The organism is Yimella sp. cx-51, from assembly GCF_017654605.1.
Taxonomy (GTDB): domain Bacteria; phylum Actinomycetota; class Actinomycetes; order Actinomycetales; family Dermatophilaceae; genus Yimella.
In genome coordinates this window covers 3088625-3102822 of sequence record NZ_CP072113.1, presented here as the reverse complement: position 1 = coordinate 3102822, position 14198 = coordinate 3088625, and the positions used below count along the sequence as shown (strand labels likewise).

16 protein-coding genes are annotated in these 14198 nt (G+C 67.7%); 12 read left to right on the top strand and 4 right to left on the bottom strand.

The window, feature by feature from the left end; genetic code table 11:
• Positions 1-103: 103 nt before the first annotated feature.
• Positions 104-1651, bottom strand: coding sequence for an amidohydrolase (locus J5M86_RS14775; RefSeq protein ID WP_188061306.1), 1548 nt, complete (start codon positions 1649-1651; stop codon positions 104-106).
• 71 nt (positions 1652-1722) lie between these two features.
• Here J5M86_RS14775 and J5M86_RS14770 point away from each other — a divergent pair, with 71 nt between their 5' ends.
• The 6 genes from J5M86_RS14770 (at position 1723) to J5M86_RS14745 (ending at position 5445) form a co-directional block, all read left to right on the top strand.
• Entirely contained in the window at positions 1723-2022 is a 300-nt protein-coding gene (locus J5M86_RS14770; RefSeq protein ID WP_188061305.1) for a hypothetical protein, read from the top strand.
• Positions 2019-2225 (top strand): hypothetical protein, encoded by a 207-nt coding sequence (locus tag J5M86_RS14765; RefSeq protein WP_188061304.1) that lies wholly within the window; start codon positions 2019-2021, stop codon positions 2223-2225. The genes J5M86_RS14770 and J5M86_RS14765 overlap by 4 nt, the downstream gene beginning before the upstream one ends.
• Positions 2222-2548: a hypothetical protein gene (locus J5M86_RS14760; RefSeq protein ID WP_188061303.1), complete on the top strand. Its 327-nt coding sequence runs from the start codon at positions 2222-2224 to the stop codon at positions 2546-2548. The genes J5M86_RS14765 and J5M86_RS14760 overlap by 4 nt, the downstream gene beginning before the upstream one ends.
• Before the next feature lie 4 nt (positions 2549-2552).
• On the top strand, positions 2553-3332 hold the full coding sequence (locus J5M86_RS14755) for a CPBP family intramembrane glutamic endopeptidase (protein ID WP_188061302.1): 780 nt from the start codon (positions 2553-2555) through the stop codon (positions 3330-3332).
• 166 nt (positions 3333-3498) lie between these two features.
• A complete protein-coding gene (locus tag J5M86_RS14750; protein WP_188061301.1) occupies positions 3499-4989 on the top strand; it encodes a long-chain fatty acid--CoA ligase in 1491 nt (496 codons plus the stop codon).
• 9 nt (positions 4990-4998) lie between these two features.
• Complete coding sequence (locus J5M86_RS14745) at positions 4999-5445, top strand: MarR family winged helix-turn-helix transcriptional regulator (RefSeq protein WP_188061300.1); 447 nt, start codon at positions 4999-5001, stop codon at positions 5443-5445.
• Between the two features lie 104 nt (positions 5446-5549).
• Here the strand turns inward: J5M86_RS14745 and J5M86_RS14740 are convergent, their stop codons facing one another.
• Positions 5550-6875, bottom strand: a complete 1326-nt coding sequence (locus tag J5M86_RS14740) for a hypothetical protein (RefSeq protein ID WP_188061299.1) — start codon at positions 6873-6875, stop codon at positions 5550-5552.
• Between the two features lie 45 nt (positions 6876-6920).
• Here J5M86_RS14740 and J5M86_RS14735 point away from each other — a divergent pair, with 45 nt between their 5' ends.
• Together J5M86_RS14735 and J5M86_RS14730 are read left to right on the top strand one after the other, a co-directional pair.
• Positions 6921-7955 (top strand): App1 family protein, encoded by a 1035-nt coding sequence (locus J5M86_RS14735; protein WP_188061298.1) that lies wholly within the window; start codon positions 6921-6923, stop codon positions 7953-7955.
• The gene (locus J5M86_RS14730; RefSeq protein WP_188061297.1) at positions 7948-8814 is read left to right on the top strand and encodes an Fpg/Nei family DNA glycosylase; all 867 of its coding nucleotides are present in this window, start codon (positions 7948-7950) and stop codon (positions 8812-8814) included. Before J5M86_RS14735 ends, J5M86_RS14730 begins: the two co-directional genes overlap by 8 nt.
• Positions 8815-8907: 93 nt before the next feature.
• Here J5M86_RS14730 and J5M86_RS14725 read toward each other — a convergent pair whose 3' ends face one another.
• Complete coding sequence (locus tag J5M86_RS14725) at positions 8908-9228, bottom strand: rhodanese-like domain-containing protein (protein WP_188061296.1); 321 nt, start codon at positions 9226-9228, stop codon at positions 8908-8910.
• Positions 9229-9321: 93 nt separating this feature from the next.
• On the opposite strand from J5M86_RS14725, the gene pdxY reads away from it, so the two are divergent.
• Positions 9322-10170: a pyridoxal kinase PdxY gene (gene pdxY, locus J5M86_RS14720; RefSeq protein WP_188061295.1), complete on the top strand. Its 849-nt coding sequence runs from the start codon at positions 9322-9324 to the stop codon at positions 10168-10170.
• 71 nt (positions 10171-10241) lie between these two features.
• Positions 10242-10787: a DUF1697 domain-containing protein gene (locus J5M86_RS14715; RefSeq protein WP_188061294.1), complete on the top strand. Its 546-nt coding sequence runs from the start codon at positions 10242-10244 to the stop codon at positions 10785-10787.
• A 77-nt stretch (positions 10788-10864) separates the two neighbouring features.
• Here J5M86_RS14715 and J5M86_RS14710 read toward each other — a convergent pair whose 3' ends face one another.
• Entirely contained in the window at positions 10865-11932 is a 1068-nt protein-coding gene (locus tag J5M86_RS14710; protein ID WP_188061293.1) for a GNAT family N-acetyltransferase, read from the bottom strand.
• A gap of 253 nt (positions 11933-12185) precedes the next feature.
• Here J5M86_RS14710 and J5M86_RS14705 point away from each other — a divergent pair, with 253 nt between their 5' ends.
• Positions 12186-12938 carry a VC0807 family protein gene (locus J5M86_RS14705; protein WP_188061292.1) on the top strand — a complete coding sequence of 251 codons (753 nt, stop codon included), beginning with the start codon at positions 12186-12188 and terminating at the stop codon, positions 12936-12938.
• 45 nt (positions 12939-12983) lie between these two features.
• Positions 12984-14189 carry an ATP-binding protein gene (locus tag J5M86_RS14700; protein ID WP_188061291.1) on the top strand — a complete coding sequence of 402 codons (1206 nt, stop codon included), beginning with the start codon at positions 12984-12986 and terminating at the stop codon, positions 14187-14189.
• Positions 14190-14198: the final 9 nt, after the last annotated feature.

The following is a 14198-nucleotide window of genomic DNA, read 5'->3' as shown; positions in this document are numbered from 1 at the left end:
GATCTTGCTCCGGTTGGAATTCGACGGCAACGTGGGGGAACTTCCGGGCGATCGGCACTGTCCGCCGCGTCGGACCGGTGAATAGGCTCGCTGGACGGAGCTTTCAGCGCGCGAACCGGGTTTGACCACCGACGACCGTCCGCAGCACATGCGCCTCCGCCGCTGCTTCGGGCGCCGCGATGATGTCGGTGTCGAGTGCGATGAAGTCGGCGCGCATGCCCGGCTCGAGGGTGCCGACGTCGTCCCAACCGGCGGCGTGGGCGGCACCTCGGGAATGTGCGGCGAGTGCCTCGATCATCGTGATGCGTTCATGCGGCTGCCACCCACCGGCCGGTGTTCCGTCGGGGCGCTGTCGGGTGACCGCTGCGTGTAGGGCGACGAGCGGGTTGGCGTCCTCCACCGGAGCGTCCGAACCGAACGCGAGCGGCACGCCGGCGTCCAGGGTGGAGCGCCAGCCGTACGACACGATGTCGTGACCGGCCAACAGGGTGTCGACGAGTCCGAAATCGCTGGTGCAGTGCACCGGTTGCATCGAAGCGACAATGCCGCGAGCGGCCATGCGCACCAGGTCGGTTCGCTGCAGATGCTGGGCGTGCTCGATACGCATCCGCAGGTCTGAACCGGTGGCGTCCAGCACGTGTTCGTAGGCGTCGATCACTTCGGTGGAGGCTCGGTCGCCGATCGCGTGAGTGGCCACCGCGATGCCTGCTCGCACGGCGAGCTCGCTGTAGACCCGCAACTGTTCGGGGGTGAGCGTGGGGACGCCGTGGTGGTCGGTGCCGGCGAAGGTGCTGGTCATGTGGCAGGTGTGCGAACCCAGCGCGCCGTCGGCGAAGAGCTTCAGCGGACCGACCCGCAGAAACGCGTCACCCTCGCCGGTGCGACGTCCCTGTTCAAGAGCGAGCGGCAAGTCTTCATGACGGATCGCCTTGCTCACCCGCAGCGGCAACTCGCCGCGTGAGTGCAGCGCGCGGAAGGCGGCGTGGGCGTCCTCGTGGTCGATGTCGGTGATGCCGGTCAGCCCCACCGCGAGCAGGTCATCGAGCGCCAGCGCCATGAGTCCGGGCAGTTCGTCGGCGTCGTCCGGGGCGATGTCGTAGAGAGGAGTGCAGGCCGTCTCGCGCAGCACCCCGGTGAGCTCGCCGTCAGCGTCCCGCTCCAGGCGACCACCGGCCGGATCAGTCGTGTCGCGGTCGTAACCGGCCAGGCGCAGCGCGGCGGAGTTGACCCACAACGAGTGGTAGTCGGCGCTCGCCAACGCCACCGGACGGTCGCCGGTGACGGCGTCGAGAGTGGAGCGGTGCGGCACGCGTCCGCCCCACAGGTTCGCGTCCCACGCGGCGCCCCAGAGGATGCCGGTGCCGGGGTGCTCAGCGAGGAACTCCCCGACCCTCCGAGCGGCCTCGTGCTCGTCGGCGCTACCGCGGACGTCCACCTCGGTGCGCATCCGCGCGAGGGACGCGGCGTGGATGTGGGCGTCGTGCAGACCCGGGACGACGAGCGCCCCGGGGAGCTGCTCGGTGCTCGAAATATCTTGCGCGGCAAGGGTTTCGGCGTCACCGGTCGCGACGATCATGTCGTCCTCGACCAGCAGACCCGTCACGAATTGCGAACCTGTCCAGATGCGCTCGGCGCGCCACAACGTCCTCACCGTGCCCAATGTATGGGTCAGGGCGGGTAAGTTTGCGCCGGGTCACAGCCCGTCACCCCGAAAGGCCCCCGATGTCCACGCAGCAACGCCTCCGCCGCACCCCGGCGCCGTGGTGGTTCGCGACGCTCGCGGCAATTCCGTTGGTGTTCGGCGTGATCGGTGCGCAGGCGTCCAAGAACTCCGTCGAGCAAGAGCTCACCCAGAACGCCGAGAAGGTGCTGCAGGGCATCGGCGCGGCAGGCGCATCGGCCAGCTTCGAGGGGCGCGATGCCACGGTCACCCCGGGCTCGATGGTCGACCCGTCGCGGGTGGAGCAGGCGATCGCCGACATGCCCGGCGTGCGCTCGGTCGTGGTGAAGGCGGCACCGTGACCTGGTTGACGCTGCAGACGATCGCGTGGTGCCTCGTCGGATTCTGTGTGGGTGCGCTGGCCGCGTGGTTGCTGGCGATGATGCTCTTCCCGCACGAGAACGATCCGGTGCAGGAGCCCTCCCCGGCCGCTGAACCCGACGCTGTCGCCGATGACGCCGAGCCGGTCGATGCCGGGCCTGAAAGCGCGGGTGAGCCCTCATGATGTGGCTGTTCTCGCAGGTATGGCTGTGGGTGCTGATCTGCTTCGTGCTCGGTTTTGCCGTGACGATGTTCGCAATGCTGGGTCCGGCGCAGCCGTTCGCCCGGCGTCCGCGGCCTGCGCGTTCTCGGGCAGTGCGGGACGAGGAGCCATCGCGGCGGCGCGCCGCAGTTGTGTCCGACGAGCGATCGCCCGACGAGACTGAGCGTGTGAGCGAGGCCGACGAGGTCGCCGCCACCGAACGTCCGCGCCGTCGCCGCCGTGTCTATGAGGTGGACGACGTCGAGGTCGAGCGCTGGGACGCCGGCCACGACTTCAGCCGCTGAACCCATGAAACTGCCCGCGTACGACGTGCCGACCACGCCGCTACGACGGCGCACACTGCTGCAGGAGACCACCCTCGTCCTGCTGCTCAGCCTCGGGGCGTCGGCCATCTACTCGGTGCTGTCGATCCTGCGGTCGCTCAGCGCGCAGGTGGCGCTCAACAAGCAGACCACCACCATGAACACCAGTCGCGCCCCCTCGGCGTGGCTCGACCTGGCCTATCAGCTCGTCGGCATCGGGCTCGGCATCGTCCCGGCTCTGCTGGTGATTCACCTGCTGACCCGCGAAATGGCGTCCGCCACCACCTGGCTCGGTCTGGACGGCCGCCGCAAAGGCCCCGACCTCGCGCTTGGCGCCGCGCTCGCGGCTGTGGTCGGCATCCCCGGACTCCTCTTCTACCTGGCCGCGCGGGCGATGGGCATCAACACGTCGCTGGCGACCTCGGGGCTCGGCGACCATTGGTGGACCGTGCCGGTGCTGATCCTCGCCGCCTTCGAGGCTGCGATCGTCGAAGAAGTCGTGATGATCGGCTATCTCTACACCCGCTGGACCCAGGCGGGCTGGTCGTGGACGCGGGTCTGGCTGACGTCGTCCGCCATCCGCGGCTGCTACCACCTCTACCAAGGCTTCGGCGGAATGATCGGCAACTTCGCCATGGGGCTGCTCTTTGGGCTGGTCTACCGCCGCACCAAACGAGTCATGCCGCTGGTGATCGCGCACGTGATTCTCGACATCGTCGCGTTCGTCGGCTACGCGCTGCTCAAGCCGCACGTCTCCTGGCTCTGACCTGAGTCGTGAACCTACTGCCTACTCGTGAACCTACTAAGTACAGCCAGTAGGTTCACGAGTAATCAGTAGGTTGACGGGTCGGGGAGGGCGCACGACAACACTTTCGCTGGACGATTTTCGCCAGCCGCCCCACAACGCCGAATCCCCGAACTAATGTCGGGCCATGACCAACCTTGCCTGCAACCTGCAGAAGACCGCGGCCGCCCACCCCGACCAGACCGCGTTGGTGCTCGGTGAGCATTCGCTGACCTACGGGCAGGTGACCGACGCCGCCGGACGCGTGGCAACCATGTTGCAGGACAAGGGGATCAAGCCGGGCGACCGAGTGGCGCTCTCGCTGCCCAATGTCTTCGACTTCCCGGTCATCTTCTTCGGTGCGCTGCAGGCGGGCGCCGTGGTGATCCCGATGAACCCGCTCTTCCGCCCGCGCGAGGTGGAGTACTACCTCAGCGACTCGGGCGCTTCGCTGATGTTCGGCATGGGCGGCGACGCCGCCACCGGCGCCGAGGCAGTGGGCGTGCCGTTCATCGAGGTGCCGATCCCGGCGGGGCTGAGCGGGACGCTGGCCGACTACGAGCCGAGCACCGAGTTCGTCGACCGTGACGACCAGGACACCGCGGTCATCCTCTACACCTCGGGCACCACCGGACGTCCCAAGGGCGCTGAGCTGACGCACTACTCGCTCAACATGAACCAGGAAGTCGTCGCCCGCACGCTGATGGACATCAAGCCCGACGACGTGATCATGGGCTGCCTGCCGCTCTTCCACGTCTTCGGTCTCACCTGTGGTCTGTCGACCGCTTTCGCCACCGGCGCCACCCTCGCGCTCGTGCCGCGCTTCGAGCCCGGCGCCGTGCTGGAGACGCTCGGCAAGGCGGGCGTCACGATCTTCCAGGGCGTGCCGACGATGTACCAGGCGCTGCTGGCCGCGACCGCCGACAAGGACGTCAACTTCCCGGCGCTGCGCGTGTGCGCCAGCGGTGGCTCGGCGATGCCGGTCGAGGTGATGAAGAAGTTCGAGCAGAAGTTCGGCTGCATCGTGCTGGAGGGCTACGGCCTGTCCGAGACCTCCCCGGTCGCCTCCTTCAACCACCCCAACGCCGAGCGCAAGGCCGGCTCGATCGGCACCCCGCTCGAAGGCGTCGAGATGCGTCTGGCGCAGGCCGACGGCTCCGACTCCCCGGCCGGTGAGATCGGCGAGATCGCGATCCGCGGACACCTGCTGATGAAGGGCTATTGGAAGCGTCCGGACGCCACCGCCGAAGCCATCCGCGACGGCTGGTTCTTCTCCGGCGACCTCGCCCGCGTCGACGACGACGGCTACTTCTTCATCGTCGACCGCAGCAAGGACATGATCATCCGCGGCGGTTACAACGTCTACCCGCGTGAAGTCGAGGAAGTGCTCTACGAGCACCCGGAGGTGGCCGAAGCTGCCGTCATCGGTGTGCCGCACGAGCACTACGGCGAAGAAGTGGTGGCCTACGTCGTCCGCGCGCCCGGCTCGCAACTGGAGCAGGAGGCGGTGCAGGACTTCGCCAAGGAGCGGCTCGCTGCGTACAAGTACCCGCGCGAAGTGCGCTTCATCGACGAACTGCCCAAGGGCGCAACCGGCAAGATCCTCAAGCGCGAACTGCGGGACGTCGCAGGAGCTTGAGCGTTGCCGATGACTGAACCCACGCAGAGCGACAACGACCTCGGCGCGCAGCTGCTGTCGGCCGTCGCGAAGATCAACCGCTGGGCCACCAAGCACTCCGAGCTGCCGATTCCGGCCGGGCAGGCGCGCCTGCTCAGCCTCGTCGAACAGCAGGGCAACGCGCGCATCGGCGAGCTGGCGCAGGCTGACCACTCCAGCCAGCCGACGATGACCGCGCAGGTGAAACGCCTTGAGCAGCAAGGACTCCTGGAGCGCACCGCCGACGAGGACGACGCCCGCGCCAGTCTCATCTCGCTCACCGACGCCGGCCGCGCGATGCTCGCCCGGGCCCGCCGAGCCCGCGGCGCTGCCATCGCCCCGGCGCTCGCGGAGCTGTCGGACGCCGACCGCGCCGTGCTCGTGCGCGCCAATGAGTTGTTGCGAGCGATTTCCGCCGAACCACCGACAGGTGGCTGAGGCTGTCGTTCGGTAGCTGAGCGCGTCCATAGGAAGTCCGCACGTCCTTCGGGGCGTGCGGACTTCAAGGCGACCGGACAGGGGACGCCGAGGGCAGGGACGACTCAGCGGGGCAACTTCTCGATGGTCAGCAAGACGGACGCAGCGGTCCACGCCAAGGGTGCAACAGCCGCGGCGGCGCCGGTCTCCAGCACCTTCTCCGGGTACGACCCGCCCACCGTGCGGTGTTCGCCGAGCCATTGGAGCAGGTCGGTCGCCCGGGCGGTCTGACCGGAGCGCACCAACGCGCTCGCAACCGTCGAGGTGGCGGGCGTCCAGCTGATGCCGTCGCGATGCCAGGTCGTACCCGGTGCGAGCCCACCGGCCGGACGCCGTAGCCGGGGTAGGTTGCCGACCAGCGACTGCAGGGCAAGCTCGTTCACCGCATCGCGGAACGGCGGCAACAAGAACGCAACGCCGATGTCCGGGTCACTGCGGCCGGGGTGCCGCGGGAATCCGTAGCGGCCGTAGGCGCTTGCGATGGTCTTGTCCAAGCGAGACAACGCAGTGCGGGCACGCTCAGCGCGTGTCTCATCGCCCAGGGCAGTGAGCAGCCGGACGGCTGATTCGAGTCCAGCTGACAACAATGCGCAGGTCGCCAGCGTGGGAGAGCGTTCGGAGACCTCCCAGAAATCCGGCGTCGCCGGTGGTAGCCCGGATGAGCTTCGCAGCGCGGCGAGCGTGCCATCCGTCCCGCGCACGATCAGGCTGCGCAGGGTCTGTATCTCGATCGCAGCGCGCTCCGAAGACAGTTGCGCCAGCACGCGATCGGCCGCCCACAGTGCCCAGCCGGTGCCGTCGAGTTGGCGCGGTCGGGCGTCCGGCGCCTCGGCGGTGCCGGGCCGGTAGCGCGCCTGGAACCAGCCGTCCGCGCCCTGCACCTGAGCCAGAAATCGCACAGTGCGCAATGCTGCGTCGACCTGCCCGGTGCGGGCCTGAGCTACTGCCACGACGGCTGCGTCGCGCGGCCAGGTGTATCGCCAGTGCGGGGTCCACGCCGCCACCGGACTCGGCAGACCGGCGCTGAGCACGTGGAGGTCCTGCAGCGCCGAGCGCGCGAATTCGGAGTGCGGGCCGGTGCGGGTCCAGGCGGGAGCATCGGCGAGCACGGCGTTTTCCTGGCCGATCAGCGCGGCGGCGTCGGGTGCCGACTGCACCACCCGACTGTCCTTGACCAGCAGGCTCAACTGCCCGGGCTGCACGACCTGACGGTCTTCGCCGTCAACCGGCGCGCCTTCGAGCGCGGGCCCCATCGCCACCGTCGCGGCGTACAGCGGGATGTGGCGCGGGCGAGTCGTAGGCCGCAGGGCCTGATACCCGAAGAGTCCGCCGGCGCCGGCAACCGTCGCGGCACACGCGCCCACGAAAGTCCGCCGACTCGCACCGCTCACCACATCGGCCAGCCTAGGCGCGGCTCGTCGCCTAGGCTGTTTCCCATGGGTTCCAAGCACCCCGCTGCACACGCCGAGGACGCGTTCAACGACGCGCTCGGTTGGGTGCTGGGCAAGCGCGGTTTCCGGACGCGGGTGCTCGCCTTCGCCGGCTACGGCTCGCCGCGTTTCGCGCGGGTCATGGGGCGAATCGTGTTGTCCCGCCATGATTCCGAAGAACTCATCGACCCGCTCAACGAGCAGTCCCGCCGCGGCATCCGCGCTTTTCTCGCCGCCCCGCAGGACGACCAACTGGTCACCGTCCAACTCGGCGACGCCCAGATCGAGGTGGTCTCCGATCGCGGCGGATACTTCGACGTCGTGCTCACCGACCACGGCCTCGCGTCGGGCTGGCATCACGCACGAATCACCTGCGGCGAGGCGCGTTCGACCGCGCCGATCCAGCTCATCTCCGACGAGATCCGCTTCGGCATCGTCAGCGACATCGACGACACCTGCCTGATCACCTCGTTGCCGCGGCCGATGATCGCCGCGTACAACACCTTCGTCCGAGTGGAAAACACCCGCCGCGTCGTCCCTGGAATGTCGGCGCTCTACCGCTCGCTGTTGGCGCACAACCCGGGGTCGCCGATGGTCTACCTCTCGACCGGCGCCTGGAACACCGCACCCAACCTCACCCGCTTCCTGCAGCGGCACGGCTTCCCCAATGGCGCTCTGCTGCTGACCGATTGGGGCGCCACCGAGACCTCGATCTTTCGCAGCGGACGCGAGCACAAGCGCACCCAGCTACGCCGCCTCGCAGACGAATTCCCGAACATCCGCTGGCTGCTGGTCGGGGACGACGGGCAGCACGACCCGGCCATCTACGACGAGTTCGCTGCTGACCACCCGGCCAATGTGCGAGCAATCGCGATCCGGCAGCTCACCGTCACCCAGCAGATGCTCTCGCACGGAACGCCGGTCTCGCGCGACGACGGCCGCGAGTCGCCCACGTTCAAGGCGGAGGGCGCCGACGGGTACGCGTTGTTCGAGCAGTTGGCGCAGCTGCGCACGCTCATGACCGGTAAGTCGCATGCCTGAGCTGCCCGAGGTCGAAGCGCTCGCCGGGTTCCTTCGGCAGCGCGTGGAAGGCGTCGCGGTGGCCGATGTCGAACTCGCCTCCTTCAACGTCCTGAAGACGTATTCGCCTGCGCCGCAAGCGTTGTGCGGGCTCTTCGTGACGGACGTCCGCCGACACGGCAAGTGGATCGACGTCGACGTCGACGGCCTGCACCTGGTCTTCCATCTCTCTCGCGCGGGTTGGTTGCGGTGGTACGACAAGGCGCCGGCCACGCGGTTGCGGCCCGGCAGCAAGACGCCGATCGCGTTGCGGGTCAGCTTCGAGGACGGCTCGGCCTTCGACCTGACCGAGCAGGGCACTCAGAAGCGGCTGGCGGCGTACATCGTCAAAGACCCTGTGGCGGAGATTCCGCAGATCGCATCCCTCGGTCCGGACGCGTTGTCGGACGACTTCACGGTGGAGAGCTTCGCGGCGTTGCTGGCTGGCAAGAAGGCGCAGATCAAGGGGGTGCTGCGCGACCAGTCGGTGATCGCGGGCGTGGGCAATGCCTACTCCGACGAGGTGCTGCACGTCGCCAAGATCTCGCCCTACGCCAAGGCCGATTCGCTTGACGCAGAAAAGGTTTCGCGGCTCTATGAGGCAATGAGAGACACGCTCAGCGGCGCGATCGAAGCGGCGTCCGGCAAGCCCGCGGCCGAACTCAAGGACGCCAAACGGGCCGGCATGCGGGTGCACGGCCGCACTGGGCAGGAGTGTCCGGAGTGCGGCGACGTGGTGCGAGAGGTGTCTTTCGCCGATCGCTCCATGCAGTACTGCGCCACCTGTCAGACCGGCGGCAAGCCGCTGGCCGACCGGCGCATGTCACGCCTGCTGAAGTAGACCGCCAAATCGGCGTGAGTTTGTGGGGTTCGCGACGCGTACGAACCCCACAAACTCACGCGGATTCGCCCGGTGGGCTCGTGCCCGGACCGCTCAGATGACGGTCGGCTCGCCGCCCTGATCGCTGACGATCTGCTTGCCCTCGAAGGCCCACTGCTTCATGCCGCCGGTTACGTTGACGACGTCGAAACCCTGGTGCTCCAGCCACTGGACGGCGCGCCCCGAACGGTTGCCCGAGCGGCAAATCACCGGCAGCGGGTCGCCGTCGGGCAGTTCGCCGAGGCGCTCGGGCAGTTCGCCGAGCGGAATGTGCACGGCGCCCGGCGCGTGTCCGGCGTCCCACTCGTCCTGCTCACGCACGTCCACCATGACGGCGTCGTCGGCGATCTCCTTGGGGTGCAGCTCTTCGCTCATGCGGCCAGTCTGGCAAACCGCGCGCTTCCTCGTGTCGTCCGGATCGCCCATCTCGAATGTTGGTGGGCGGCGGGCGCCACTACCATCGCCGGAATGAAGATCATGTCGATCCAGAGCTCGGTCGCCTACGGTCACGCCGGTAACTCCTCGGCGGTGTTCCCGCTGCAGCGCCTGGGGCACGAGGTGTGGCCGGTCTATACGGTGCACTTCAGCAATCACACCGGTTACGGCGAATGGCGCGGACCGGTCTTCGAGCCTGACACCGTGCGCGACGTGATCACCGGCATCGAGGAGCGGGGCGTGCTGCCCGAGTGTGACGCCGTGCTCTCGGGCTACATGGGTGCCGACACGATCGGTGAGGTGATCCTCGACGCCGCCGCGCGCGTGAAGGCCGCCAACCCCAAGGCGATCTACTGCGCCGACCCGGTGATGGGGGATGTCGGTCGCGGCTTCTTCGTGCGCCCGGGCATTCCGGAGTTCATGCGCGACCAGGTGGTGCCGGCGGCCGACGTCATCACGCCCAACCAGTTCGAGCTGGAGTTCTTGACCGGTCGCACCATCGCCTCGGTCAAGGACGTGCTGGACGCCGCTCAGGACATCCGCGCCCGCGGACCGGAAACGGTGCTGGTCACCTCGGTGCAGACCGACGAGACGCCGGCTGATTCGGTGCAACTCGCGGTCGTCAACGGCGAGGGTGCGTGGATCGTCACCACTCCGCTGCTGCCGATGTACGTCGTCGGCGCCGGTGATGCCACTACCGCGATCTTCCTGGCACACCTGCTCACCGAGTCGGCCCCGGAAGCGCTTGCGGCGACGGCGGATTCGGTGTTCGGGATCATGGAGACCACGCACGCCTCCGGCGCTCGCGAGATCCAGATCGTCGGCTCGCAGGAGCAGATCGCCCACCCGAGCGGACGCTTCGAGGTCACCCGCCTCGCGTGAGACTACCTGCCGGAAACTGCTGACCGGCGGATTCTGTTGAGGGTGTCGGCGGGGCGTGGAAAGGTCGGCGTATGACCGCCTACGTCGCGTTGCTGCGCGGAATCATGCCGTCCAACCCGAACATGAAGAACGACAAGCTCCGGGCGGTGTTCGAGCGGCTCGGGTATGAGCGGGTGGGTTCGGTGCTCGCCAGTGGCAACATCGTGTTCCACACCGATGATCCGGCCGGGCCGGCCATGGAGCTGGCGATCCAGCACGCGCTGCGCAGCACGCTCGGCATCGACGGCGGCACGATCGTGCGATCGCTGGACGAACTGCTTGAGCTCATGGAGTCCGACCCGTTCGCGGGCCTCACCCATGGCCGCGGCAGCTATCTCATCGCGACCTTCGTCAAGGATGGCGCACCGGCTCCGGGCAAGCTTCCGGACGACCCTGATCCACGGACGAAGGTCATCGGCTTCGACCCGGCGGCGCGGGCGTTTCTCACCGTGGTCGACAACAGCGAGCCGGGGCGGACGCCGGAGTTCATGCGGTGGCTGGAGAAGACCTACGGCAAGAACATCACCACCCGCACCTGGCTGACCATCGAGAAGGTCGTGCAGAAGTTGCAGGCGTGACGGTCGGCTGAGCAGGTCGATCGCGCCGACTAAGGGTGTCTATCAAAAAGTGAATAGACGCCGATCATCAGTGATCATCAGAGCGGGCGGGCCATCGCGACGTCGTCTTCATCGCCCCAGCTGAACCTCAACCCGCCGACAACCCGGCCGGTCTCGCGGTAGCCGAAACGCTCGTAGAAGCTCTCCAGTCCGGTGCCTCCGCGGTAGCCGATCTCGCAGATCTCCACTCCGTCGCGGCGCGCCACACCATGCAACGCGCCCATGAGTAGGGCGCCGAGGTTGCGGCCGCGAAGGTCTGGGTCGGTCATGACCCGGTAGAGCGTGGCGCGGTGCGCAGTCGAAAACCACGTGCCGCGCTGCACGACGCCGAAGCCCAGCAGGTCGCCGATCTGGGTGGCGTCCGACCAGGTGTCGTGGTTCGGCGCGTGAAGTCGCACCAGAGTGGCGCCATCCGCTGCGAGATGTGCGTCGAGCACTCGCCTCACCTCGTCGACGGGCGCTTCGCCCTCCCAGCCCACCGCACCACCGTCGGCGTTGACCCGGCACCAGAGGTCGAGCACCTCCTCGTACGCCTCGCCGATGCCGAGGCGGATGACTGGGCTCTCGAAGAGCAGATTGTCCGGCTCGTCGGACGGGTCGTGCGGCATGCGGAAAGGGCCGAGCCCGATCATGCCGGCGCGCTGGATCGTGCGCAGAGAAGGGATGTTGCGCGGTGCGATGCGCGAGGTCACAGGCAACTGCGGCAGCCACTCCAGCGCGAATGCCGTTGCAGCGGAGGCGATCTCGCGGCCGTAGCCACGACCTCGGGCCGCCCGGTCGAGGCGATAGTAGAGATTCAGGTGCGGGTGATTCTGGTAGTTCATGTGCCGCAGCCCACCGATGCCCACCGGCACCCCGTCATGCTCGGCGATCCAGTAGCTGAGGCCGTCCGCTTCCCAGCCCTCGTGCCACAGCTGCAGCGACTCCGACGCCTCGTCGGGCGTACGAGGCGACTCCGCCATGAGCTCATAACCCTCGGCGTCCGTGTGCCACTTCAAGATTCGCGGGTCGGTCGTATCAGCCGCCGTGATCGGACGCAGGACGAGGCTCTTGGTGCGGACGGTCGACGGAGCGTTCAGGTGCGGTTGTTTCGGCTCGCTGCTCACCGGTCGATCCTGTCACTCGCGGGTCAGGTTTGCGGAGTGGATATTGCGTCGAGCACTCGGGGCCGCGATGGCGCTCATCTGGACGTGTTCGGCCGCTGGATCGCGGCGCTGCGAGGCTTCCTGCGCGGCTGATTGCATCGACTAGTTGAGACTAGCGTTCTGACTAGATCTACTTAGAGAGTCCGATCAACTCGAACACAGCGTTCTCGTCGGGGGCGCGTGCCACGATGGCCGTCGTGGATCGACAGCTTCGATGAACCCGATCAGTCGGGCGTGGCAATGGCAGAAGGCGCAGATGGCCGAGGGTGGTCAGTATGCGCCGCACATCGCGATGCGCGGCCTCGGCGCAATGCTGCTGATCGACGTCGCGATTCCGGTCGGCGCCTATTACGCCGCACGCGCGGCCGGTGCGACGCAGACGATCGCGTTGCTGCTGGCGACCATCGCCTCGGCCATCCGCAACATCCAAGTGATCGCGAAGCAGCGCGAGGTCGACGGCTTCGCGGCATTCATGTTCGTGCTGCTGACCGCCGGACTCATCGCCTCTTTCTGGACCGGCGACGCCCGCTTCATGCTGCTCAAGGGCGCGATCGGCGGAGGGCTGGCCGGCCTGGCCTTCACCGGCTCGGCGCTGATCAGACGTCCGCTCACCTACCAGGTCGCCAAGCGCATCGCGGGTAATGATCAGCATTCTCGCGCCGATCTGCAGCGCGGTTGGGACGAATCACTCGCCTTCCGCCGCGGGATGTACCTGATGACTTTCGCGTGGGGCTTCGGGCTCATCTTCGACGCGATCCTCTCGGTGGTGATCATCCTGACGATGTCGATCGATGCCTCGGTGCTGGCGACGACCGTGCTGAAAGTCGCCACCTTCGCCCTGCTCGGGGTGTGGAATGCGTGGTTCGTCGAGTACTCGCGCAAGCTCGCGAGGCGGCATGGTCACCTCGAGCCGGTGGCCACAGCGGTGGTAGGCGAGCGACGTGAAGACATCGATGTGACACGCTAGCCAAATATCGGGAACTCCGTAGATTCGCGCATACAATGCTCGACCATGGACCCGATCCGAAACCCCTATGCACCCGGCGCCGGCCAGCGTCCGCCGGAGCTGGCCGGCCGTGACGAGCAACTCGACCAGTTCAAAGTGGTGTTGCAGCGCGTCGCCCGTGGACGCCCGGAGCGCTCGATCGTGCTGACCGGCCTGCGCGGTGTCGGTAAGACGGTGCTGCTCAACGCTCTTCGCTCAGAGGCGGTGCGTGCCAAGTGGGGCACGGGCAAGTTCGAGGCCCGGCCCGATCAGCGACTGCGCCGGCCGCTGTCCAGTGCGCTGCACCAAGCCGTGCGTGAACTCGGCCACCAGCAAGCGGACGACGTCGACCACGTGCTCGGCGTCATCAAGGCGTTCGCCCAGCGGGACGCTGCGCCCAACGCGAAGCTGCGCGACAAGTGGAGCCCTGGCATCGACGTCCCGGCCGTGAACGGACGTGCCGACTCCGGCGACATCGAGATCGACCTCGTCGAATTGCTCTCGGACGCAGGCGGATTGGCCGCCGACATGGGGCGCGGCATCGGCATCTTCATCGACGAGATGCAAGACCTCCACCCCGAGGACATCTCGGCACTGTGCGCCGCATGCCACGAGATCAGCCAGTCGGGGCTGCCGGTGATCGTCGTCGGTGCCGGCCTGCCCCACCTGCCGGCGGTGCTGTCTGCGTCCAAGTCGTACTCGGAGCGGCTCTTCCGCTACGCCCGCATCGACCGCCTGCCGATCGACGCTGCGAACCGCGCTTTGCAGGGCCCCGCGGAGGACGAGGACGCCGCCTTCGAGGACGCCGCGCTCGCCGCGATGTACGAGGTCACCGGCGGTTATCCCTACTTCATCCAGGCCTACGGCCAGGTGGTGTGGGAGTTGGCGCCGAAGTCACCGATCACTGCCGCCGATGTCGCGGTCGCGGCGCCGCAGGCCGAGGCCGACCTCGCCGTCGGCTTCTTCGGTTCCCGCTACGAACGCGCGACGCCGGGGGAGCGGGAGTACTTACGCGCGATGGCCGAGGCAGGCGGCCGGCTGCCCGACGCCGAGAAGGACGATGTCGGCTCGGTGTTGACCTCCGATGTTGCCGACGTGCTCGGCCGTAAACCCCAGTCTCTTTCTCCCGCGCGGGATGCGCTGCTGAAGAAGGGGTTGGTCTACTCCAACGAACGCGGACGCGTCGCGTTCACCGTGCCGCACTTCGGGAAGTACTTGCGCAGCGTGAGTTGAGGCAAACTG